The sequence below is a fragment of the Thalassolituus pacificus genome (assembly GCF_025318105.1).
Taxonomy (GTDB): domain Bacteria; phylum Pseudomonadota; class Gammaproteobacteria; order Pseudomonadales; family Oceanobacteraceae; genus Venatoribacter; species Venatoribacter pacificus.
Genome location: NZ_JAOANI010000002.1, coordinates 156,022 through 179,894, shown reverse-complemented (window position 1 = coordinate 179,894; position 23,873 = coordinate 156,022). Strand labels below are relative to the sequence as shown.

Sequence of the window (23,873 nt, the reverse complement as noted above, 5' to 3'; positions counted from 1 at the left end):
ATCCATGCGGCAAGCGGCGTGATACGGTTGTTGTTGTCATGGTTATCGGCTATTTTCGGGCAACTAATTTCCAGGGAATCCGGATGATGAACCGCGTTTCAGCTCATCGCGCTTTACTGTTTTTATTGTTAATAATTTTGAGCCGACAGGCGCTGGCCATTCCTGCGGCCTGGGATCGTTCAGATACCGACTGGCAGACGCGTACCTCCGCGCATTTTGAGCTGCATTATCCGGCCCGTTACGATCAGATGGCGCGGCATGCGCTGAGCATTGCCGAGCGGGTACACGCTGAGCTGGTACCGTTTTTTCAGCAACAGCCGGACGAACGGACGCAGATGGTGCTGGTGGATGACTACGACTACTCCAATGGCTGGGCCACGCCGTTTCCTTTTGCGCAGATCCGTTTGTTTGCCAGTCCGCCGGAAGACGTGGGGGGGCTTGAGCATATGGATGAGTGGCTGCATGGTCTGATCCGTCACGAATACGTGCATATTCTGCATATGAATATGAGCCGTGGCGTTACTCGTAGTGGCCGCAACGTGTTTGGCCGCTTGTTCTGGCTGTTCCCGCATGTGTTCACCCCGTCGATGTTTACTGAAGGGCTGGCGGTGTATCTGGAAACCAACCGTAAGCTTGGCTATGGCCGTTTGGACAGCAACAGCTATGCAATGCGAATGCGGATGGAGCTCGACAGCCATCAGGGTGATGATCTGAATCAGGTGGTGGTGCCGCTGCGCGATTGGCCACGCGGCAAACACTATTTATACGGTGCGTATTTCTGGCAGTACCTGGCGGATACCTACGGCGAAGCCAGCATGAGCCGCTACCTCAACCAGTACAGCAGTCAGTTGATTCCTTATGTGATGCAGAATCGCGTTGCCCGCAAAGTTTTTGGCAAGTCATTCCCGGCGTTGTGGAACGATTACCGCCAGTGGCTGCTGGCCGGTTTTACCCCGCAGATTGAACAATTAAAAGCGCATGACGTGGCCGGTGTCGCTTTACCGGTACTGCCTGGTGATCAGCAGATTACCACGGTGCAGAACGACACTCTGCTGCAGGTGATTGATAACGGTGAAGACCGGGCCGAGATCAGCCGCTGGCAGGTTGCGGCAGGAGAAGGCTGGCAAGCGCAGGCACTGACGCCGGTGAAAGGCGTCAGCGATGTGGATATCGCCGCCGATGGCACGCTGGCGGTGTCACGCTTAATCCACCATGCCAGTGGCCGCGACCTGAATGACGTGTTTCTGTGGTCGGAAAGCGCGGGCTGGAAACGCATCAGCAAAGATCTGCGCTTGCGCAAAGTACGCTGGTTACCCGATGCCCGGCAGCTGATTGGCAGCCGTAAGGTGCATGGTCTGAGTGAATTATGGTTGCTGCAGCGCGACGGCGATGCCCGTATGTTGTGGCAGAGCACCGACACCACCGTATTGGGCAGCTTTGATGTGGCACCGGACGGACAGTCGCTGGTGGCGTCAGTCAAGCGACCGCAGCAGGGCTGGAATCTGGAAAAGCTCGATCTGGGCACGCTGCGCTGGCAGGCCTTAACCGATACGCGGGCGATTGAGCATCAGCCGGAGTTTCTGCCCGATGGCCGTATTCTTTACAGTGCCGACTACGACGGCGTGTTTAACCTCTATGTGCTGCAACCGGCAACCGGCATGGTGGAACAATGGACGCAGGTACTCGGTGGTGCCTTTCAGCCGCGCTGGCTGAACGGTCAGGTGGCCTATCAGGATTACACCAGCGAAGGCTACCAGCTGAAAGTTCTGAACCCGCGAGCGCTGACCAGCTTCAGCATTGCCAGCCGTCAGGGGCGCTACGATTATCCGCCGTCAGTCAGTGAGACTGTGCCCTCTGAACGCAGTGATTACTCGCCCTGGCCAACCCTGATGCCCAGATACTGGCTGCCGCTGTTCAGCTTCGACGATTACTCTTCCGCTTTGGGTCTGGCGACCAGTGGCAACGATGCGGTAGGGCGTCATACCTACAGCATTGCTGCCTTATGGGACTTTAATCAGGACTGGGCCGATGTCTCCGCCACGTATCTGTATGACACCCGCTGGTCCTTGTTGTGGAACCGCAGCCACAGCTACACCGACCTGAATACCGGACTGGATGATGATTATTACGCCAAACGTGAAGACCTGCTGATTGCCCGCCGTGACCATGTAGTGGATGCCTTGGAAGATCAGCTGCAACTGCATCTGGGTCTGGTTGCCGATCACGAAAAAATTGAACGCGCACCGGCCGGAATCGATCGTGGTGAAGGCTTTGAAGAAACCCTGGCCGGTGTCGCCCTGAGTTTTGATAATCGCGAGCTGTACCGCAATGTTCCGGGTATTGGCTGGGGCACCTATGCTGATCTGGTGTACGAGAGCAATGATGTGCTGAACAGTGATTACAACGGCGACCAATGGCAGGCTCGTGTTAACCACACTTTTGATCTGCCGGGGCGTAATACCCTGAGTTTCGGGGTTGCCGGTGGCGTCGCCGACCGTGGTGCCGAGCCTTTCAGTATTGGTGGACAGAATGGCGAAGACGCGCTGTTGTTCGGCCGTGATCAGTTTGCCTTACCGGGCTATGAAGACAATGCCCAGATTGGCCATAAATACTACAGCGGTATGCTGCGACTGGATCGCTGGCTGACACGGGTTGAGCGCAACTGGGGCATGATGCCGCTGGGGCTGGGCGATATCTCAATGGGTGTCTGGGCACAAACGGCCAATGCCTGGTTCCGCGGCCAGCACCGGCCGCAGTTGAGTGCGGTTGGTGCTGAGCTGGGTGTGGATGTGGTGCTGGGCTACAACCTGGTATTGCCGGTCGCGCTTGGGGTAGCGCACGGGTTGGATGACGATCTGGGTGAAACCAAAGGCTACCTGCGCACCGCCGTCTTGTTTTGAATAAAGCCGCTGCCCTGTTTGGGCAGTCTGCGCTCCGCACGCAGGGCCTGACCGGTGTCAGGCCGCGGGTTTTCCGGGCACGCTATACTGGGTGCCGTTTTCTGAGCAGTAACAGGATCTTGCATGGATTATTTGTGGGTATTGGTGGCCTTCCTTTGTGGTTTTGTCGTCAAGCAATTGGGAATGCCGCCACTGGTGGGCTATCTGCTCGCCGGTTTTGGTCTGCATGCGATGGGTGTGCAACCGGTGGGCAGTCTGCAGGCGCTGGCCGATCTGGGGATTACCCTGATGTTGTTTACCATCGGCCTGAAGCTGAATATCCGTGCGCTGATGCAAAAGGAAGTGTGGCTGACCAGTGTGCTGCACACCGGCGTCTGGGTGGTGTTGCTGGCCGGTGTATTGTTACTGGCAGCCTGGCTGGGACTGAGCCATTACTTCGATATTCCGCTGACCGCTGCGCTGCTGGTGGCCTTTGCCCTGAGCTTTTCGTCCACCGTTTGTGTGGTGAAAATGCTGGAAGAAGCTTCCGAACTGAAAACCCGCCACGGCAAAATCGCCGTCGGTATTCTGGTGATTCAGGATATTCTGGCCGTGGTCTTTCTGGTGGCTTCTACCGGTAAAACCCCTTCGTTGTGGGCCTTCGGATTATTTGGCCTGTTTTTGGTCAAGCCGCTGTTACACCGTTTGGTCAGTCAGGCCGGGCACGGCGAATTACTGCCGCTGCTGGGCTTTTTTCTCGCCTTAGGTGGTTCAGAGTTATTTACTCTGGTGAACATGAAAGGCGACCTGGGCGCGTTGCTGGTCGGCATGTTGCTGGCATCCCACGCCAAATCGGCCGAGCTGTACAAAGTGCTGATGAACTTCAAAGATCTGTTTCTGATCGGCTTTTTCCTTTCCATTGGTTTTACCGCGTTGCCAAGCCTTGATATGGCGATGACGGCATTACTGCTGACCGCTCTGCTGGCGGTGAAGTTTGTGCTGTTTTTTGGTTTGCTGGCGCGCTTCAGTGTGTCTGGCCGATCGTCGTATCTGAGTGCTCTGGCGCTGACGAATTACAGCGAGTTCGGTCTGATTGTCGCCAGCCTCAGTGTGAACCGTGGCTGGCTGAGCCAGGACTGGCTGGTGATTATCGCGCTGGTGATGTCGCTGTCGTTTATTCTCAGCAGCTTTATTTACCGCCGTGCGCACCATATTTACGCGCTGCGCAAAGACAGCATCAACCGCTTTGAGCGGCCCGGAACACATCAGGGGTTTGAACAGCCGAAAGAAGCCAAAGTGCTGATTCTCGGTATGGGCCGGGTGGGCAAAGGTGCATATTGTGCGCTGGAGCGGGAATACGGCAGCCGGGTCTGGGGAGTGGAGTCGGATGCTGAGCGTGTCGCCGCGCTGAAAACCGAAGGTTTCAATGTGGTGGTCGGCGACTCCGATGATATGGAGTTCTGGCAGAAAGTGAGTACTCAGGGAGTTCGGCTGGTGATGCTGGCGTTACCGTCGCAGACCGAAATGCGCAGCACACTGGAAATGCTGAAACTTGCCGGTTATCAGGGCAAGGTCGCGGCGGTTGCGCGTTATGAGGACGAGCGTGCCGAGCTGTTACAGCTCGGCGTGGATGTGGCTTTTAACTATTATTCCGAAGTCGGTGCGGGCTTTGCCGCAGAGAGCCGTCATCTGCTGAATGAGGGTGAGCCATTGGATGTTGCGCAGCAGGTTTAAATCAAAACCGTTTTAAGTGTCAGTGGCCGCCCTGCAGGCTGGCGAGTAGTTGCTCCGGAGTGCTGGCGCGCAGTAGTTGTCGTTCTCCGTGGGCAAAGCCTTCCTGCTGGACATGGCTGAGCAGATCAAACAGTGGCTGCCAGTAGTTATCGACTTCATAACAAGCGCAGGGTTTGCTGTGTGCGCCCATACCGGCCCAGCACCAGATTTCGATCAGTTCATCCAGTGTACCGATACCTCCCGGAAGGGCGACAAAGGCATCGGCCAGTTCCGCCATCAGCGCCTTACGTTCATGCATACCGGCGACATGGTGCAGGGTGCTGAGTCCGCTGTGAGCGATTTCACGCTTGTGCAGGGCATCGGGAATCACACCGATCACTTCTCCACCTGCCGCCAGCGCGGTATCGGCAATAATCCCCATCAGGCCGCTGTTGCTGCCACCATAAACAATACCAATGCCTTGCTGCGCCAGATAATGGGCCAGTTGTTCGGCAGCCTTAGCGTATTTTGGGTCGTTACCGCTGCGCGCACCGCAGTAAATGGCGATTCGTTGCATAACATCTCCTCAGGTGATCGCTATGAAGTGTAACAGCGCTGTTTTATAGCTTCCTGCTCTTTTGCCTGAATTGATTAGGTTGTATGTGTCTATGTGCTGGCTTTCACGCGGTTTTTTCCTGTCTCTGGGTTAGGCTCAGACAACAGACTGAAGAGGAGGGCCGCGCTATGGCTAAGATGTCATTCCGTTTTACCACCGAAGTGGAAGTCGAGCTGCATGGCGACAGCTACGAGGAAGTGTATCTGATGCTGAAAGATATGATGCGCGGAGTGCGTCCTATCAGCACCCAGCGTCAGGTGAAAATTTTTCCGCCGGAACAGAGTGCTATGTTCTTCAGCATGGAAGGTGAGCATGAGCTGCATGAAATTCCGATGTTTAAAGGAGATTTCAAACGCGACATTCTGGAACACTGACAGCCGCTGGCAATGCGTTACTGATACCCACCAATAAAAACGCCCGGTGCTTGCGCGCCGGGCGTTTTCTGTTGAGCGTATGGTGGCCTGAGCCAATCAGAACCGTGCTGGCTCTAACGATTGCCGCTCAGAACAGTTGCAGCACTAATGCTGCCTGTTCGCAGTGATCTTTTTCTTTCAGATCGTTTTTCTGTTTTGCCTGGCCGGATTTAATCCAGGTGTAACTGCTGGGCGAACCTTTGCAGATGGTCAGACCCAGAACGTTATTTTTGGATTTTACAAATAAATTCATGTTCACCAGACCGCGGGTGCGCGAGCGCAGGTGAATTTTTTTCGGCGAAATGGTGAAAGAGCGCAAGCCATCTTTAGCGGTCACATTCATGCTTTCGCCGGCTGGCGCATTAACAAAGGCCGCATCATCGCGGATTTCAATGCTGGTCCAGTTGGAATCGGTTTCAAATTCCAGTTCGTAGATTGTTTCTTCTGCCGGGGCAGCAACGGTGCTGGCAGACAGGGCAGCCAATGCGGCGAATACAAGTGCTTTCATAATATGGACCTTCCGTGGATCTCTCCGGGATGGTGAATTTAGGGGCGATAAAAAGGGCTTTGATTCATCGGTGAATGATCAAAGCCCAGTTAGTTATATAGTTCAGACTTCTTATATCGTCAAAGTTCTGATGCTCAGCAGTTCCTTAATAACCGTTATAAATGGGTCTCCGCATATTCCGCCAGAATCGAGCGTGGCGAGCCCTCCAGGTGAATGGTGCCGCCGCTGCTGAACTCTTTAAAGCGTTCGATCAGGTAGGTCAGTCCGGAGCTGATCGGGTTCAGATAGGGTGTATCAATTTGTGCCAGGTTGCCCAGACAAACAACCTTTGAACCGGCGCCGGCCCGGGTGATGATGGTTTTCATCTGATGTGGCGTCAGGTTCTGGCACTCATCAATCAGAATCAGACTGTGCTGAAAACTGCGTCCGCGGATGTAGTTAAGGGATTTAAACTGCAGCGGTACTTTCTGCAGAATGTAATCGACGCTGCTGGTGGCGTGTTCGTCGTCGTCGTGCAGTGCTTCGAGGTTGTCGGTGATGGCGCCCAGCCAGGGTTCCATTTTTTCTGCTTCGGTACCGGGCAGGTAGCCGATGTCTTCATCCAGCCCACGCGTTGAGCGGGTGGCGATAATGCGACGGAATTGTTTGGTGGCAACGGTCATTTCGATGGCTGCAGCCAGCGCCAGAATAGTTTTACCGGAGCCGGCCTGGCCGGTCAGGGTGACCAGATGCACATCCGGGTCCATCAGCAGGTGCAGCGCCAGTGCCTGCGGAATATCGCGCGGCGTCAGCCCCCAGGCACTTTGTGACAGCAGCTGTTCGGCGGGCAGGTCCTGCAGCAGGGCTGTGCCTTCTTCGATCAGCACCACGCGGCCAATAAAGCCTTTTTCATCGACAATAAAACGGTTGACGTAGAGTTCGTCGGGCAGGTTTTCCAGCGGAATACGGTGGTAGGTTCCGGTTTCATCGTGGAAGGTATCCACCTGCGATTGGGTCTCCCAGAACGAATCGGCAAAGGCGTGATAACCGGTTTCCAGCAGGGATACGTCACTCAGCAGCTGGTCGTTCTGATAGTCCTGCGCACCAACGCCACAGCCACGCGCTTTCAGGCGCATGTTGATGTCTTTGGTAATCAGCACCACATCACGGCGCGGGTATTTTTCCTGCAGCCCTACGAGGCTGTTGATGATTTTGTTGTCATTCAGATCGGGCGGCAGCGAGCGGTTCGGCGCCTCGAAATTATCCAGCAGAATCGATAAATGACCCTGCACCGAGCCATCCGGCCGGGCAATGGGCACGCCTTTGGCAATTTCGGTGGGGGTGGCATCACCGATGATATGGTCGATTTTACGGATGGCCTCACGGCAATCGGTGGCAATGGACGCTTTGCCCATTTTCAGTTTATCCAGCTCCTCCAGAACGGTCATAGGGATCACCACCTGATGTTCTTCAAAATTCAGGATCGCAGCCGGATCATGAATCAGAACATTGGTGTCCAGAACGTACAGCTTGGTTGCGGATTTACTTGCGGCCATATAAGCACTCTCCTGGTTGCAGGTTGGGCTGATCAGAAACAGAAATGGCGGAATGCCACTGTGTGCGCGTCGGGCGCAGAGGTTCAGGCTTGCGGTGGTTGGCAGCTAGGGTTGGTTGATGGACAGGTGTTTGAGCAGAAGGGCGTTGAGCGGCGATGGCAGGGGAGTGGACGTTGCAACTGAGGTTCAGCGTCGTTGGTTGCGTACTGTGCGTGCACTGGCCTGAGCGGCCTGTCGGCACTGTGTGTCTGCCATATCCTGGCAGGTTGATACTGCTCTCGGGTAGCAACTTACCCTCCCTCCGTGGGTGATCGGTACGCTCTGCGGCCACGGAGTGTGTATCACTCATGCGGCCGCAAAAACACGCCTTCAGTTACTATGGCGTTACGCAGACTTCTTGCCAAGTGTTTGTTTTATGACAGCACTTTGTCGGCAATGATCAACGGTCTGACCTGATGCTGGCATTCCATTCAGCTTTTCAGCCGCGCCAGAAACTGCGCCAGATCGGGCAATAGCTGCAGATAAACGCCGAGACGACTGGCCAACAGAACACCGTCTTTGCTGGTCAGCTTCTCCTTTGCCTGCTGCACCGTTTGTTGCAGTACCCGGCGCGCGCGCAGGCGGTTCATGCCCCATTCAACTCCCGGTGCCAGTAGTGGCGACAGCAACAGAGCAGAGAGTACGCCGCTGCCAATACCGACCCAGCTGACCCAGGCCGGTACGCCAAACCAGCTGGCCCAGAAAGCCCCCCACCAACCCTGTTGACCCAGATACACACTGCCGGCAACGGTGCCGCCCAGACTGGCGGCACTGCTGAGCATGGCTTTATCTCCCAGTAAGCGGCCGGTCAGCATGATGGTCAGAGCCAGCATACCTTCGCGCAGTCCTTCGCTGGGCAGATGCAGGCGCACCAGCTGATGCTCAACATAATGCTCAAATTCCTGCCGTTGCGCCGGGGTCAGGGTTGGCTGATCTGCAAGATCCAGGCGGTAGTGCTCAATGATCTGTTCACAGTAATGCTGCAGGCTGGCTTCAAGAGCGGGCAGATCGAGCAGTTCCTGCTCCAGAATGCGGCGCATTTCCTGTTGCTTTCCACTCGGGCTGGCAATGCCACCCGGACGGCGGTGCAGCAGGCCCAGTAAGGTGCGCGGCAGGGCCAGCAGATCACCGGGAATGTCACGGCGGTGACGCCAGTGGCGGGCAAAAACCGCTCTGGCCGGAGCGAAGTGGCGTCGATAGACCGCATCCACCCGTTGTCCGGCCAGCGCGAAATGCTGGTCGAGCAGTTGCTGCAGTGCATCTGTGTGTTCAGAGGCCGCTACAGGGCTGTTTTGGGTACGATTCTGACGCTGCGGTGAGGCTGGCTGTTGGCGCATTTTAACCTTTCTAAGACCCTGGATTGACTCTATTGTCGCGGGCCCGGTGGCGGCTGGGCCAAGCTTTTATGTGGCTTAAGCGTTAGACTGGGACCGGGCTTAACCTGTGCCAGACACGAAGGTAAGACCCATCAGGATGGCTGCCATCCTGAACAGAATAAAAAAAATTACTCATCAGAAATGGGGGCGTCATGTCTTTCCTTGCGCGTATTACGCTGGCGGTGCTGGCGATCAGCAGCATGTCCGGCTGCAGTATGATCTACAAAACAACCGGCTGGTTTGCATACGATTACACCGAAGAGTATGCGATTCCCTATACCATGAAAAGCAGCGACCCGGAGATGGCCTGTGGCATGACAACCGCCATGGCACCGACGCTGATGTCGTTCTCTGAATTAACCTTCCCACCTGACCGCGCCGCCGTGACCATGTACATGATGTCCGGCTCCTGTGCGGAAGAAAAAGCCCACGAAGAAGCACTGACCTATGTGCGCGCCTTCAAAAGCCAGAACATTGCCGAAGCCAAAGATGCGCGTATTCGTGAGAAGCGTGCCTTTGCCGTCGCCGCCAGCCGTCAGTACATGGCGTATCAGCACATGGTGGCCGAATTCGGTGAGCCGGGTGACGAGTGCCCGGACCTGAGTGAAAGCGAAGAAGTGTATTGGGTCCTGGGTTCTATCGCTGGCATGCAGTCGGTGATGAGTGATCTGCGTTCACAGAGCAGCGTTAACGTACCGAAAGACATCGCCATGAAAGCCGTACGTGGTCTGCAGTGTGTGGATAACGTGCGCTGGTGGGGCCTGCCGCAGGCGTTACAGGCCGGTATCTGGGTGATGATGCCGGATACCGCGCCGAAGGGCACCGATCCATGGCAGGAAATGGCTAACGCCAGCCGTATTGCCACTGCCTCTGGCGTGCGTATGGCCCATGCCATCGAAGTGGTGATTGCCGACGGTTCTGGCAACACCGAGCAGCTGCGTGATGCTATCCGCCGCCATGCTGCGTCGCTGAAGACCACTTCGAGCAATCCGGATTACCGCATGATGGATATTATGGCCAGCCGTCAGATTACGGCGGTATCCGACCGTCTGTGGACGGAAGCAACCGGTGCGCGCACACCAACCGGTGGTCTGGGTACGTTCTGGGACGATGTTCAGCCAAAAGCGAACACCCTGGACATCGACGATTTGTTGGAGGATTGAGTATGTTGCGGGCATTACTGCTGATCGCACTGAGCGCCAGTCAACTGGCCTGGGCTGAGCTGGAAAAACGTACCTTCTGTGTGTACGACCCACTGGGTGCCAATGGGTCTATTTACGGCATGACCAAGGACTACAGCACCATTGCGCTGGAGTGGGGCGTTGATTTTCATCTGCGCGCGTATACCGACGAAAAAATCGCGGTGGATGATTTTAAAGCTGAGCAGTGTGACGCGGTGCTGATGACCGGCGCGCGTGCACGTCCGTTTAATAAATTCACCGCCACAGTAGAAGCGATTGGTGGTGTGCCGAGCGATGACGTGATGCGTACTCTGGTGAATACCATAGCCTCACCAAAAGCGGCAAAGTTTATGACCGAGGGCCGTTACGAAGTGGCAGGCATTCTGCCGGCGGGTCCGATATATCTGTTCCTACGTGACCGTACGGTCGATTCTGTGGAAGAACTGTCGGGTAAGCGTATCGCCACCATTGAATATGATGAGCCGTCGATGAAGCTGGTTAATCATGTCGGTGCATCGGTGGTGCCGTCTAACTCGGCGAATTTCTCCGGCAAGTTTAATAATGGCAGTGTCGATGCCGCTTATGCACCGGCGGTCGCTTATAAGCCGCTGGAAATGTACAAAGGTCTGGGCACAAAAGGCGGCATCCTGCGTTTTAATCTGGCGTATCTGGATTTCCAGCTGATTTTGCACAAGGATCGTTTCCCTGCCGATTTCGGCCAGAAATCTCGCCTGAAAATCGCCAGCGTATTTGATCGTATGCGCGGCTTTATCGATAAAGACACCGCTGAAATTGATCCGAAATACTGGGTTGATCTGAGCAAGGATGATCACGACAAATACAATCAGATGCTGCGCAATGTACGTATCTCTTTGCGTGATGAGGGTGTTTATGACGCCAATATGCTGCGTCTTATGCGCAAGCTGCGCTGTGCTGAAACGCCAGCCGCCGCTGAGTGTGTAGAAAAACTCGAATAACAATAAACAGCCGGCAACACCGCGGCTCCGTCCGGATCTGCGGTTGCGGATACCCTGCGCGCCGGCAGCAGTAATTTTCAGAGGTATTCATCCATGGAGCAGACAGTACGTGTAGGCAACCGCACGGCGTACGAATGGCTCGCCGCGTTACCCGCATTTCTGGTGTTGGTATTTGTTGTCATCCTGAACAGTAGTCACGCGTTGCATGCTCAATTGCTGCAATTAGGTGAGGGTGTTTGGGATGGGTATTTCCAGTTGCGTACCGACCCGGTGCTGCCTTCCTGTAACCCAACCATGGATATTGATGCGCAGCTGGCGCGTCTGGTGGCGGAAGCCAATGCTCAGCAGGATGATGAGTGGGATTTATTTGAAGAAGAGCCCGCCGATCCGGCGGTTATGCGTCAGTCGTTGTTGGCGGCGCAGGAACAGTGCCTGCAGAAACATGCACTGTATGAAAGTACCGTTGACCGGGTAACACCGGCCGTACGGGTGTTTCGTGCGATTGAATTAAGCGTGGCTGAGTTCGGTGAATTTGGCTTAAGTGCCCAGCGCATTATGCTGGCGGTGCTGGTACTGATTTGTGGCCTGACCGCGCTGTTCCGTCGACACCATATTGCTCTGCGCCCCATGGAAACGGCGATGGATTACCGCGTCGCTTCCGGTGCACAACTGCTGGCCAGTGCGATTCTGTTTTACTCGGTTTACAGCTTCCGTGAAGTGGCGTTTTCGGCCGGTGTGGAAGTCACCACCCAGCACAGCATTCTGCATCATCTGTGGATTGTGGGTTTTGCCTTTATTCTGCTGCTGAGTCTGTATCAGTTTCTGTTTATTCCGAAAGACGCCAAGCCCGGCGGCAGCTTCCTGAAAGCACAGCTGGCCGTACCGCTGTATGCCACCATGTGCATTATTTCCGGTGTCTATTTTATTTCCGCCGGACACAGTGCTGGTATTGGTATTTACCTGAACCAAATGATGGAACTGTCGCAGCTGTTCCTGAATGTCGGTCTGTATGTGTGGATTGGTATGCTGCTGAAGCGCACCGAGCTGGCTCAGGTGGTTTTTAATCTGTTCCGCCCATTCAATCTGCCACCGGAAATGCTGGCGGTGGCGGTGGTTGCCGTGGCTGCGATCCCGACCGCTTATACCGGTGCTTCAGGGATTTTCGTGATCGCCGTTGGCGGCCTGATTTATAACGAAATGCGCCGCGCCGGTGCCCGTCGTCAGTTGTCACTGGCAGCCACGGCGATGTCGGGTTCATTGGGTGTGGTTCTGCGTCCTTGTCTGCTGGTGGTCATTATTGCGGCACTGAATAATGAAGTGACCACCGATCAGTTGTTTGGCTGGGGCGTGAAAGTATTCTTCCTGACCACGCTGCTGTTTGCACTGATGGCGCTGGCGACTCGTCAGGGACCGATGCGCCTGGATACTCCGGATAATGTTTTTCCGCAGTTTTTACAGGCCCTGAAACCGCTGGTTCCTTATGTCTTTATTATCGGCATTACGCTGATTATTTATGCGGTTGCTCTGAACGCTTATCTGGATGAGTTTTCTGCACCGTTTATTCTGCCGGTGCTGCTGCTGGTGATTCTGATCTATGAGCGTCTGGGGCAGGAAAAAGCGGCGCTGAAACGCGAAAATCTGAATATTGAATACGTCGAAAACCGTCTGGAGCAATCCTGGAGTGATCTGCGCCGTGGTAACGATTCCATCGAAAAAACCATCCGCGAAGCGACCACCGAAACGACTGGTCATATCGGTGCACTGCTGATGCTGATGGGCTTGTCGGTGAGTATCGGTGGGGTGGTTGAGCGTGCCGAACTGATGAGCATGGTGCCAACCAGTTTTGAATCGATCTGGGTGGCGATGGCGCTGCTGGTCGCCATTCTGGTGGTCATCGGTATGGTGATGGACCCGTACGGTGCAGTGATTCTGGTCAGTGCCACCATTGCCACTATTGCCTACGACAGTGGTATTAATCCGGTGCATTTCTGGATGGTTACGCTGGTGGCCTTTGAGCTGGGGTATCTCACACCGCCGGTGGCGCTCAACCACTTGCTGACGAGGCAGGTGGTCGGGGAAGAAGAGGTTCGGCTGGCGAAAGAAGAAAGCGCCGGTATGAGCTTCTGGTATCGTCACGAGCGGATTCTTCTGCCGCTGACCACCATGGCCATTGCCCTGACTATTGTTGCCTTTGTGCCGCTGGCTATTGGTTACGACTGAGGGCGAGTTGTAAACAATCAAGAACAGAAGAACGGGAGCAACAGCTCCCGTTTTTTTATCCTCTTGTGTCTGTGCAGGTCAGATAATCCGGCAGTAAACAGCCATGAAGAATTCATCTGTCAGTCGCGCTTTTGTCATCTGATTCTGCGCTTCAGGTGGCTCTTCAGGCCAGTTGGCAATTGAGTACCACATCGGCCCGAATCGTTCACTTTTCACGCTGTACTATGGTTCCAGTATTGTCTAATCTCAGGCGCTCTCACCTGAGGATAATAACAATGAAATGGATCCGCTGTTTGCTGGCTCCGCTGTTCCTGGCAGCTATGACTGTTCAGGCGGCGACCGAAACGATGACGCTGGCGGCTGATGCCGATGCTGGTGTGCAATTCCCTATCAATATTCAAACAGTCACCGGCCAGGGCAGCGATGGGGATACGTTCCTGTCGGTAACCGCGGATGTGTTCGGTGCGGTTGAATCGGCCATTAACACCACCGTTGCCGATGTACAGGCAAGCTTCTTTGAATGGAGCTACAACCGTGGTGTCGGCACCATCCCCAATACCTGTCCGGCTGGCTACGACGCCAATGCCGGTCTGTGTGCTGAGCAATGCCCGGCGGGCTTTGATTCAGTGGCCGGCGTGTGCTGGGAGCAATGTCCGCAAGGCTGGTCAGATGGCGGTGCCCTGTGTACCAAGTGGGGCTGGTTACCGGAAACCCGTGCCAAGCAGTCCTGGGTTCAGCCACGCATTGCTATGCAGTGTGCGTCAGGTTCTGTGAACGAAGCCGGTCTGTGCTACGAGCCTTGCGCTGATACCTTTACCGGTGTTGGCCCGCTGTGTTTTGGCCGTTTTGCCAATAACGACAGTGCCGGGCGTATACGCCAGCAGGCGGATGCACAGCAGGCCGAAATATTGGCGAATCTCGGTGAAAGCGGCATTGTGGTGCCGGAAGGTCAGCAGCCACAGCTGAAGACCGATATGTCGTTTGCGCCGATCGTCTGTGGTCTGGAAGCGGTTGAAGGTGCCTTCGGTCTGCCAGTCCCTGATCCGGTAAGCATTGGCGGTCTGGCTGTGGATGCAGCCGGTGATGCGATTGTGAATGCGATCTCTGATTCGGTCAGCAGTGGTGCCTGGTTTGTGCCCAGTCTGGCACAGACGGTAGTGCTGGATTTCTCTGCTCAGGCTGGCTGTGAAGATGATGGTGTGGTTGCAAAAGCGTCACTGAATTTCAAGCCCAGCGTGACGGTAAAAGCCAGCACGCGCATGTTCGACAGTGTGCTGCACAATATGGCCGGTGTGGATCTGGGTATTATGAGCGTGTCTGTGTATGAGCTGATCCCGTTCCGTGTGTACGGCACCGTGGGCAGCACCATGAGCACCGATGCGACGCTGACCTCGGTGGTTGACCGCAGTCTGCCACCGCTGATGATCGATGGTAAGCAGCATGCCAACAGCACCGCACTGGCGGTCACTCCGGGTATGGATCTGTGGCTGTCGGCGGAAGCATATCTGCGCGTGACCAGTATTCTCAGCTTTATTCCGGATCTGCTGCAGCTGGGCGCCGAATTCAAAGTCTGGGTGCTGGAACTGGCCATGCCATATCAGCTGGAAGAAGGCCTGCGTAATGGCACGGAAGGCTATGAAATGTACAAGCAGGAATCGCTGCACAGCCTGCTGTCTTCCGGCCGGGGTTATGTCGATACGTTCCTGCGTGTCTTCGGTATCGAAACCAATGCCTTCGGTGATAATGCCGATGTGCAGTGGGACGGTTACCACGAAGATAAAACGCTGTTCGATAAAGAAGCCAGCCGTCCGGTTGCCTTCTGATCCGCGTGTTTTACAGACGTTTATAAGCGGTCTTTTATAAACGAATCCTGAGGCCCTTCCTGTGAAGGGCCTTTTGCTTTGCCGAATGAGTTTGTTGTTATGGAGTGCCGGTTCTGATGCGTTGGTTGATCCGAATACTGTTGTCTCTGGTCGCTTTGCTGATATTAGCGGGCGCGGGGTTTTATTTGTATGTGCAGAGCTTGCCGACCAAACCGCCGGCTTTTGTCAGTGCCGCTGATCTGCAGAGTGGTCAGGCCTCAATGCCGCTGAATTGTGCAGCCGGCAGTGCGCTGAATGCGGCTTACCGGGTGCGGGTGGAAGTTCAGTCGCGTCTGAATGGACAGCCGGTGTATGCCTCCAGTCTGAGTTTCCGTACGCAGTTACAGCAGGCCAATGCGGATCTGATCCGCGCTGTGGCTACGGATATCCGCGTCGATGAAGGCGACGGTGCAGAGGCATTGCCAGACCTGCCGTACCTCAGCCGGGTAGAAAGTGGTCAGGGCGCTGTGTTTGTGGCGTTTAATGATCTCGGCTTGATGGAGCAGCATCCGTTGGCGGTGATCAGTCAGTTACTGAAAGGGTTGTCGGTGGGCAAGGAGGGAGAAACTTACCGTTACGCCTACGATTCATTACAGCGTTTATACCGTTACCGCCATACGCCGTCGGCAACCGAGCGGGCAGTATTCAGCACCGGTACCGGCTTATCGTTGCTCAGCCGTGATTTTGATGCTCATCGCAGCGACTGGCGTATTGTCAGCGATGGTGGTTGCTTGCCGCAGCAGCTGGTCTCCACCGAGCGTCAGGCGTTACAGATTGCAGGCCAGCAGGGCTTTATTGAATTCCGCCTTCAGGCCGAAGGGATTCCGCTGTATGCCGATCTGAGCCGTTATGTTTTCAGCGCCAGTGCCAATGCAACGCAGCGCTGGCAGATGCGTCAGGTCAGTACGGCTGATTTTGCCGCGCCGGTGACATCTGCTGAGGATATGTGGTCGGTGTTTGCCGGATTCGCCGAAGAGCGTAACAGCGCGCGCCTGATCCGTGCGGCGGAATATCTGCTGGATCATCTGTCGCCCTACGAACTGGCGGAGGCTTTACAGGGGGTGGGGCCAGAACTCAGCGATGAAGCGGGGCGTGATCTGATTTTCGCCCTCGGTATTACCGGTCGGCCGGAAGCAGAAGATTTTATGCTTGATGTGCTGCAGGCGTTACCACAGGGCGCCGGTGAAGCGGCAGACATGCAGAAAGTACGTTTAATGGTAGCGCTGTCAGGCAATGGTCGGGTTACGCCGCGGGCGTATTCGGCTCTGGATTCGTTAGCGCGTAACGCCCAGGAAAGCGTTAATGTGCAGGCTAATGCGCTGATCAATATGGGCAGTATGGTGCGTCAGCTTGAGCGTCAGGGCACGGACAGCCGCAGCCAGCAACAGCAGTTGAGTCAGCTGTTGAGTGAACGCATGGACGGGCCGCAGGCGGCATCGGCCATTATGGCCGCCAACAACGGCGGGCTGACGAATCTGGATGGCGATATTATTGCGCATCTGGCTTCATCCTCCAGTCGTGAGCGTTATGCTGCCGGGATGACGTTAAGCCGTAATCCGCAACATTACCCACTGCTGCTGGAACACCTGCAGGGGGAATCATCCAATCTGGTGAACCAGACCATTCTGGCGAATCTGGATGTCAGTAAACTCAGTCAGGTGCAGCGCAATCAGCTCGATACCCTTGCCAGTCGTAGCGCTGACGCCGACAAAGCCAGGCTGATTCAACAGTTTCTTTCCCGCTGACGGTTGCCCTGCGTAGCCTGATTGCCATAAAAAAACGCCGCAGATGCGGCGTTTTTTGTTGCTCTGCTTGTTATCAGCGCAGCTGAATTTTTACGCTGGTGCCAGCACCAAAGCTGATGTCACGGATAATCACATCGCCCATATGCTGGCCTTCCGAGCCAGCAACCCTGACATTGCGGAAGGCAATCTGTTTAATGCTGGTGGGCATTTGCACCTGCAGTGAACCGTCGGCATTAATCGTTGTGCGCGGACCGGCTTCGTATTGAACACCGGAGACTTCCATATCGGCATCCAGCAGATTGGTACCTGGAATTAACGAGGAGGCCAGTGTTTCCAGTGTGGTGATCGCGGCGTCATCATCGCTGCCAAGATCGGTATTCACGATATCGAGCAGGCGCTCGTAGTTGGTCATGGCGCCCTGAGCGGTAATGTCAGACATTGCACTGTCTGACATCATTTGCATGCCGCTGCGCTCTGTAATCTGCTGCTCAGCAATGGCGGTGTTGTCATCGACGGCGGCATTAGCGTTAGCCATAAACGGCTGAATCGGACCAAGTAATACGGCACTGATGGCGGCAATCAGACGATAACGGGATTGTTTCTTCAGTGCTTTGCTGAGCTGACGTTCGGTTAACCAACCGTTGTTGACCAGCACTTCACCAAGACGCATACCACTTTGGGCCTGCAGGGTGAGGGCTTCATCCAGTTGCTGGCGGGTGATCATGCCTTTATGAATGAGCAGGGTGCCCAAGCGTGAACGTTGCTGTATTTCCTGGCGCTTTTGCATACTAGCCGACCTTTTATGGGTTCTTGTTATTCCGTACCCCGATATGCTGCCCCAGTGACTCAGGCGGAACAACAAAAGGACTTTGACGGAAACGTGTTTCGTATCAGGTGGCCTCTGTAACTTATTGATATACAACAAAAATACAAAAGCAGGCCAAATTGTAACTGAACGTTATCGGGAGAGGTTGGCGCCTTCCCCCATAGTGCGAGTATAGACACGATTAACAGCGCTGCCGGAGATCGGGCTGGCGATAGGCAGGATGGATCAGGACATTGACAATATTTATTTAACCCAGGGGCTCTTTACCGCTACTCTGCGTGCAATTGTCGTGGCTGGTCTGCAACAGTAGGGTTATCGTGGTCAGGTAAACACTCTGTATCGGGCATTTAAATCGTCCATTGATTTATCCCGGCCGCATTGCTCCCTATAATGGCCCACCATTGAACATCGAATACTGATATTGGAGACGCATCAGCATGAGCGCAGCACGCCACGTAAAGTTATTGATTCTGGGTTCCGGCCCTGCCGGTTACACCGCTGCGGTTTACGCCGCGCGCGCTAACCTGAACCCGGTGATCATCACCGGCATGCAGATGGGTGGTCAGCTGACCACAACCACCGAAGTCGACAACTGGCCAGGCGACGCTATGGGCGTTCAGGGACCAGAGCTGATGGAGCGTATGAAAGCCCATGCCGAGCGTTTTGAAACCGAAATTGTTTTTGACCAGATCAGCGAAGTGGATGTGCAGCAGCGTCCTTTCCGTCTGAAAGGTGACAGCGGTGAATACACCTGTGATGCGCTGATTATTGCTACTGGCGCCAGCGCCAAGTATCTGGGTCTGGACAGTGAAGAAGCTTTCAAAGGCAAAGGTGTTTCTGCCTGTGCGACCTGTGATGGTTTCTTCTACCGCAAAAAACGCGTCGCCGTGATTGGTGGTGGTAACACCGCCGTGGAAGAAGCGCTGTACCTGTCGAACATCGCTTCTGAGGTGGTGGTGATTCACCGTCGTGAAGGTTTCCGCTCAGAGAAAATCCTGGCCGATAAACTGATGGATAAAGCGGCTAACGGTAACGTGACGATTCACTGGAACAGCGAGCTGGACGAGGTGCTGGGTGATGACATGGGCGTAACCGGGATGCGTATCAAAAACCGTGAAACCGGCGCTACCCAGAACATCGACCTGGAAGGTATCTTCGTAGCCATCGGTCATTCACCAAACACCGGTATTTTCGAAGGTCAGCTGGAAATGAAAGACGGCTATCTGGTGGTACAGAGCGGCAGTAATGGTAATGCGACCCAGACCAGCGTCGAAGGCGTATTTGCGGCCGGTGATGTGTCCGACCACATTTATCGTCAGGCCATTACCTCCGCCGGTACCGGCTGTATGGCGGCACTGGATGCGGAGCGTTATCTGGATAACCTGAAGTAATTTTTAACTTCTGATCGTATAAAAACCCGGCTTCGGCCGGTTTTTTTATGGCTGCGTAATCTGATCTGGTTCTTTGCTGCCAGCTCCGTCATTTAATTGCAGCAGTGTGGGCAGTGGCGTCGGTTGGCTGGTAGTTACAGACGCGGCGGCTGAACCGGCCTGGCTGATTTGTTGCAGGCGTTCGCTGGTTAATGGGTGGGTCTGGAACATCAGCGCCCAGCGGTTCTCGTCGCGCTCGGCCAGCATATTGCGGAAGAATTCATCCGCGCCCAAACTGTGGCCATAATGGCGCTGCAATATCTCAAGCGCGCGCTGATCGGCGCTGCGTTCCATATCCCGGCTGAAACTTAACAGCGTCAGCAGGCTGGTGTGCTGGCCAATCAGGCTGGCGGCACCTTCACCGCCGATTACGCTGCCCAGTAACGAGATCGCCAGTTGTTCCAGTGCCAGCGTTATCGGGTGGCGTTGCTCTACGTGGGCGTATTCATGCGCCAGTACCATGGCCAGCGCATTTTCTGACGACACCTGGGTTAACAGGCCGCGGGTCACGAAGATATGACCGCCGAGGGTGGCAAAAGCGTTGGGTGTGTCTTCATGCGCTAACCAGTGCAGCCTGACTTTTAATGGTGAGCTTTGTTGGCTGAGCAGTCGCTCCAGCAGTTGTTGCAGTGCTTGTTGGCGATCTTTTGCGCTTTCTGTGAGCGCTGACCCGCTGTCGGTTTGCGGCGGCAGAGCGGTGGCAATGGCATCGGGTGTTGCGGCGAACCAACGACTCTCCCAGGAATAAGGGATTTTTGGCCCCAGCCACTGTGCGCCCCAGCCCAGCAGTAACGTCAGCACAAACATCAGGGCCAGCAGTGCGCCAGCCAGCAACAGGAAGTCTTTTAACGGATGTTCGTTACGATTATTAATATGCTCCGGCAGGCGAGGGTTGCCTGGTGGCAAGCCGGAGCCGGTGGATATGCGTGGGCGCGGGACGCTCATTTCAGCGTCCGTGAACAGGAATCAACGCGGTGCCATAAGCCAGTACTTCCACCGACCCTAAGCCCTGACCGGCATTTTGAGCGATACGGCTGGTCTCGAATTTGAGGTTAAACACGGCTTCGGCTCCGAGATTTCTGGCGTCTTCCTGCATACGCAGAATGGCTTCGCGGCGGGCTCGGTCGAGCAGACTTTCATAGGCGCCAACGCGTCCACCAAACAAGCCACGCAAGCCTGCGGCTACGGTTTTAAAGTAATCCACCGAGATCACCACAGAGCCGGTAACCAGTGTGCTGCCATGGTTCTGAAAATGAATCGGCGGCATGCGGTCAGGCATGACCAGTAAACTGCGCAGCGCATCCTCACGGGCAATAATGCTGCGATAGTGGCGGGATTCTGCCAGCCGGCCAAAACCGTAGCCCAGCGCCAGCAGCGTCAGAAAAACAAGCAACTGACCCATCAGCGATCCTCCACAATGACCGCTGTACCGTAGACGAATATTTCTGAGGCGCCGGCGGCAATGGATGAGGTCGAAAAGCGCACATTGATGACGGCATTCGCCCCTAACGTGCGGGCCTGTTCGCTCAGGCGTTGCAGAGCCTCATCGCGGGATTCGGACAATAGCTCGGTGTAACCTTTGAGTTCACCACCAAAAATATTCTTCAGTCCGGCCATAATGTCACGGCCTGCGTGTTTGGCGCGTACCGTGCTGCCCTGCACCAGTCCCAGGTGCGTGGTGATCTTTTTACCCGGCACGACTTCCATATTGCTGATCAGCATACTGATTCCTTGTTTCAGAAAGGCCTTATTAAGCCCTGCGTAATGTAAAAAGGGAATATAGGGATACTCTGAATAACTCTGCACAGCTCTGCGCGAGTCCCGCAGCTCTTCAGAACAAGGCGGCGAATGCAGCGAAATGACGCGTCCTTTTCAAATTCGCCAACACCTTTCTGGTGGGCTGCAGGCCGCGCCCATTAGGGATTGCGGGGTGTCCCTGACTCTTCGTCGCCTATTTTTGACTTGACCCGTCAGGCCTGCAATCCGGCTTCGTGATTCAGAAACACCCCGCAATCCAGAGCGGGTAACGAGTTCTTCAGAGGGTCCCTGGTGGTTTTTATAGCCGGGAAGCAAAACAATCAACATGAACTAGACTTGTTGGGAATAAACCTCACTCTGGCCAGAGAGCAGATACTCATGATGGAGCAGTTTTCCGGATGGACCTTAGGGCTGATGATCGCGATTGCGGCGTTGTCCTTGTTCTTCCATTTTTATCGCTATTCCAACCGCACCGCTGAAATTGCCCCCAATATTCTCACCAGCATCGGTATTTTCGGGACATTCCTCGGGGTTGCACTGGGCTTATGGCACTTCGACACCACCGATATTCAGGGCAGTGTGCCGAAACTGATGGATGGCCTGAAAACCGCATTCTGGTCTTCTATTGTGGGACTGCTGGGCGCCCTGACGCTTAAGATCCGCGCGGCGCTGGCACAGACCGGACGGCGTGAAGTGAATCAGACCCGTGTCGCGACGATTGATGACCTGGACGCCTCGCTGAAACACATCGCCGATCAAATGAACCCAGAGCAGGAAAACGGCCTGCAGCATCTGTTGCAGCGTCAGCATCTGCAGACTCTGGAACGCATGAATCAGGTGATCGGCGCCCTCGACAGTTATCAGGAACGCATGGCCGAAGCGAACGCCAAAGCGCTGGTTCAGGCGATTGAAGCCGTTATGCGCGAGTTTAATACCAAAATTAATGAGCAGTACGGCGACAATTTTAAACGCCTGAACCAATCGGTTATTGCCATGCTGGAATGGCAGCAAAATTACAAAGACCAATTAAATACCCTGATTACCGAACAGGAGCGTACGTCGGGTTCCATGCAGGAAGCCAGTCAGGCGTTTGAGTACATGGTGAAGCATGCGAATGCTTTTAATGGTATTTCTGAGTCGCTGCAGGACTTGCTTAATGGCCTGGAAGCGCAGCGTTCTAATCTGCAATCACAGCTGGGCAGTCTGGCGGATCTGGTTAATCACGCCGCAGACGGTTTACCAAAACTCGAAGACCGCGTGGTCGCACTGACGCAAGGCATGGCCGATGCGGTACAGATGCAGCAGCGCTGGGCAGTAGAAGAACTGGGCAAAATGCAGCAAAGCATTGAGCAGCAATTACAGCAGAACCTGACTGACAGCGGGCAGCGTTTACAGGATCAGCAGCAGCAGAGTCTGCAGCAGTTACAGCGGATTGGAGAGCGGGTTGAGCGTCAGGTCGTTGTGCTTGATGAAAGCATGGAAGAAGAACTGAACAAAGCACTGAAATCCTTTGGTATGCAGCTCACGGCATTGTCGGAAAAGTTTGTCAGTGATTACTCACCACTGACCGATAAACTGCAACGACTGGTGAAAATGGCAGAACAGATCGATGAATGAAAATGAACTGGAACAGCTGAAAGAGCAGGAAGGTCATTGGGTTGCCGTATCTGATTTAATGGCCGGCCTGATGATGGTATTTATGCTGATCTCCATTGTGTTCATGATTAATGTCGAGCAGGAACGCGATAAAATCCGTGATGTGGCGATTCTGTATGATCACCTGCGGGTGCAGTTGTACGAAGATTTAAAAAGCGAATTTGCTGACGATATGCAGCGCTGGGGAGCCGAGCTGGATAAAGATCTGACCTTCCGCTTTAACAATACTGAAGTCTTGTTTGATAAAGGTGCTGCGGATCTTAAGCCGGAGTTTCAGTCGATTCTGGCCGATTTTTTTCCGCGCTATATCGGTATTATTACCCGCGAAACATACCGCGACGATATTCTTGAAGTGCGTATCGAAGGGCACACGTCCAGTGCCTGGTATGGTGCGCTGAGTGAAGATGATGCTTATATCCGCAATATGGATTTATCGCAGAAGCGCACGCGTTCGGCATTGGGGTTTGTACTCGAACTAGCCGATGTCAGCACCAATAAAGACTGGCTTAAATCCCATCTTACGGCGAATGGACTGTCATCGGCCAAAGTTGTACGGGACGATAATGGGGTAGAAAATGACGAACGTTCGCGTCGGGTGGAGTTTCGTGTGCGCACCGACGCCGAAGGTCGTATCGCGACGATTCTGGATCGGGTCTTACCGTGAAAATAGCCGATTTTTACCAGGATGAAAGCTTCAACCATTTGCGCAAGCGCATGGGCGCTGACGAGTTGGGGCATTTTGAATTATTCGATCCGGCGCGCCAACTGACGTACGCCGAACGTGAAGCGCTCGACAGCGGTATGCTGAGCACCGAAGGTCAGGCATTGCGTATTCTGAAAGATAAAACCCTGGCCTTTAAAAATACCCGGGTCTGGTTGTTTTATGAGCAGGATTATCATCTTGCCTATTGTCAGAAAGTGCAGGCGTTGCGCCATCATCAGGATCGTTTACAGATTGGCACCGGAGCGCTGTCGGCTAAAAAGGCCGAAGGCGTATGCCTTGAGTGTTTGTCTGTGCTGCAATATCAGGGCGTGGATGCACGCCGCTTACGGCGCGCAGAGTTCTCTGAACAGATCCGGGAGCAATTCTCGCTGGAGCTGTTTAAACAGGAATATCCGTTTTATCCTATTACCTGAGC

At 54.7% G+C, this 23,873-nt stretch carries 20 protein-coding genes; 12 read left to right on the top strand and 8 right to left on the bottom strand.

What is annotated here, in order from left to right; all coding sequences use genetic code 11:
• Positions 1 to 83: 83 nt before the first annotated feature.
• Positions 84 to 2,900 carry a hypothetical protein gene (locus NYR02_RS00910; RefSeq protein WP_260974515.1) on the top strand — a complete coding sequence of 939 codons (2,817 nt, stop codon included), beginning with the start codon at positions 84 to 86 and terminating at the stop codon, positions 2,898 to 2,900.
• A gap of 123 nt (positions 2,901 to 3,023) precedes the next feature.
• A complete protein-coding gene (locus tag NYR02_RS00905) occupies positions 3,024 to 4,613 on the top strand; it encodes a cation:proton antiporter family protein (protein WP_260974514.1) in 1,590 nt (529 codons plus the stop codon).
• 19 nt (positions 4,614 to 4,632) lie between these two features.
• On the opposite strand, the gene NYR02_RS00900 is transcribed toward NYR02_RS00905, so the two are convergent.
• Positions 4,633 to 5,169 (bottom strand): LOG family protein, encoded by a 537-nt coding sequence (locus tag NYR02_RS00900; RefSeq protein WP_260974513.1) that lies wholly within the window; start codon positions 5,167 to 5,169, stop codon positions 4,633 to 4,635.
• Positions 5,170 to 5,336: 167 nt separating this feature from the next.
• Between NYR02_RS00900 and NYR02_RS00895 the strand changes: the two genes are divergently transcribed.
• Positions 5,337 to 5,582: a hypothetical protein gene (locus tag NYR02_RS00895; RefSeq protein WP_260974512.1), complete on the top strand. Its 246-nt coding sequence runs from the start codon at positions 5,337 to 5,339 to the stop codon at positions 5,580 to 5,582.
• Positions 5,583 to 5,709: 127 nt separating this feature from the next.
• Here the strand turns inward: NYR02_RS00895 and NYR02_RS00890 are convergent, their stop codons facing one another.
• The 3 genes from NYR02_RS00890 to NYR02_RS00880 form a co-directional block, all read right to left on the bottom strand.
• Positions 5,710 to 6,129 carry a hypothetical protein gene (locus NYR02_RS00890; RefSeq protein ID WP_260974511.1) on the bottom strand — a complete coding sequence of 140 codons (420 nt, stop codon included), beginning with the start codon at positions 6,127 to 6,129 and terminating at the stop codon, positions 5,710 to 5,712.
• A gap of 155 nt (positions 6,130 to 6,284) precedes the next feature.
• Positions 6,285 to 7,664, bottom strand: coding sequence for a PhoH family protein (locus NYR02_RS00885; RefSeq protein WP_260974510.1), 1,380 nt, complete (start codon positions 7,662 to 7,664; stop codon positions 6,285 to 6,287).
• Between the two features lie 470 nt (positions 7,665 to 8,134).
• Entirely contained in the window at positions 8,135 to 9,040 is a 906-nt protein-coding gene (locus NYR02_RS00880) for a hypothetical protein (protein WP_260974509.1), read from the bottom strand.
• 191 nt (positions 9,041 to 9,231) lie between these two features.
• On the opposite strand from NYR02_RS00880, the gene NYR02_RS00875 reads away from it, so the two are divergent.
• The 5 genes from NYR02_RS00875 to NYR02_RS00855 all read left to right on the top strand — a co-directional run bounded on the left by NYR02_RS00875 (position 9,232) and on the right by NYR02_RS00855 (position 17,064).
• Positions 9,232 to 10,242 carry a hypothetical protein gene (locus NYR02_RS00875; protein WP_260974508.1) on the top strand — a complete coding sequence of 337 codons (1,011 nt, stop codon included), beginning with the start codon at positions 9,232 to 9,234 and terminating at the stop codon, positions 10,240 to 10,242.
• A 2-nt stretch (positions 10,243 to 10,244) separates the two neighbouring features.
• The gene (locus NYR02_RS00870; protein ID WP_260974507.1) at positions 10,245 to 11,237 is read left to right on the top strand and encodes a putative solute-binding protein; all 993 of its coding nucleotides are present in this window, start codon (positions 10,245 to 10,247) and stop codon (positions 11,235 to 11,237) included.
• Positions 11,238 to 11,330: 93 nt separating this feature from the next.
• Entirely contained in the window at positions 11,331 to 13,457 is a 2,127-nt protein-coding gene (locus tag NYR02_RS00865) for a TRAP transporter large permease subunit (RefSeq protein ID WP_260974506.1), read from the top strand.
• 275 nt (positions 13,458 to 13,732) lie between these two features.
• Complete coding sequence (locus tag NYR02_RS00860; RefSeq protein ID WP_260974505.1) at positions 13,733 to 15,280, top strand: hypothetical protein; 1,548 nt, start codon at positions 13,733 to 13,735, stop codon at positions 15,278 to 15,280.
• A gap of 116 nt (positions 15,281 to 15,396) precedes the next feature.
• Positions 15,397 to 17,064, top strand: a complete 1,668-nt coding sequence (locus NYR02_RS00855) for a DUF2586 domain-containing protein (RefSeq protein ID WP_260974504.1) — start codon at positions 15,397 to 15,399, stop codon at positions 17,062 to 17,064.
• A gap of 73 nt (positions 17,065 to 17,137) precedes the next feature.
• Here the strand turns inward: NYR02_RS00855 and NYR02_RS00850 are convergent, their stop codons facing one another.
• On the bottom strand, positions 17,138 to 17,851 hold the full coding sequence (locus NYR02_RS00850) for a cyclic di-GMP-binding domain-containing protein, MshE-related (protein WP_260974503.1): 714 nt from the start codon (positions 17,849 to 17,851) through the stop codon (positions 17,138 to 17,140).
• 476 nt (positions 17,852 to 18,327) lie between these two features.
• On the opposite strand from NYR02_RS00850, the gene trxB reads away from it, so the two are divergent.
• On the top strand, positions 18,328 to 19,281 hold the full coding sequence (gene trxB, locus NYR02_RS00845; RefSeq protein ID WP_260974502.1) for a thioredoxin-disulfide reductase: 954 nt from the start codon (positions 18,328 to 18,330) through the stop codon (positions 19,279 to 19,281).
• Positions 19,282 to 19,326: 45 nt separating this feature from the next.
• On the opposite strand, the gene NYR02_RS00840 is transcribed toward trxB, so the two are convergent.
• The 3 genes from NYR02_RS00840 to NYR02_RS00830 are packed head-to-tail and all read right to left on the bottom strand — an operon-like array spanning position 19,327 to position 21,042.
• Positions 19,327 to 20,265, bottom strand: a complete 939-nt coding sequence (locus NYR02_RS00840) for a M48 family metallopeptidase (RefSeq protein ID WP_260974501.1) — start codon at positions 20,263 to 20,265, stop codon at positions 19,327 to 19,329.
• Position 20,266: 1 nt separating this feature from the next.
• Positions 20,267 to 20,722, bottom strand: a complete 456-nt coding sequence (locus NYR02_RS00835) for a YbjQ family protein (protein WP_260974500.1) — start codon at positions 20,720 to 20,722, stop codon at positions 20,267 to 20,269.
• On the bottom strand, positions 20,722 to 21,042 hold the full coding sequence (locus NYR02_RS00830) for a YbjQ family protein (protein WP_260974499.1): 321 nt from the start codon (positions 21,040 to 21,042) through the stop codon (positions 20,722 to 20,724). Before NYR02_RS00830 ends, NYR02_RS00835 begins: the two co-directional genes overlap by 1 nt.
• A gap of 414 nt (positions 21,043 to 21,456) precedes the next feature.
• Here NYR02_RS00830 and NYR02_RS00825 point away from each other — a divergent pair, with 414 nt between their 5' ends.
• The 3 genes from NYR02_RS00825 to NYR02_RS00815 are packed head-to-tail and all read left to right on the top strand — an operon-like array spanning position 21,457 to position 23,871.
• A complete protein-coding gene (locus NYR02_RS00825; RefSeq protein WP_260974498.1) occupies positions 21,457 to 22,695 on the top strand; it encodes a hypothetical protein in 1,239 nt (412 codons plus the stop codon).
• A complete protein-coding gene (locus tag NYR02_RS00820; RefSeq protein ID WP_260974497.1) occupies positions 22,688 to 23,398 on the top strand; it encodes an OmpA/MotB family protein in 711 nt (236 codons plus the stop codon). Before NYR02_RS00825 ends, NYR02_RS00820 begins: the two co-directional genes overlap by 8 nt.
• Entirely contained in the window at positions 23,395 to 23,871 is a 477-nt protein-coding gene (locus tag NYR02_RS00815; RefSeq protein WP_260974496.1) for a hypothetical protein, read from the top strand. The genes NYR02_RS00820 and NYR02_RS00815 overlap by 4 nt, the downstream gene beginning before the upstream one ends.
• The last annotated feature ends 2 nt before the right edge of the window (positions 23,872 to 23,873 follow it).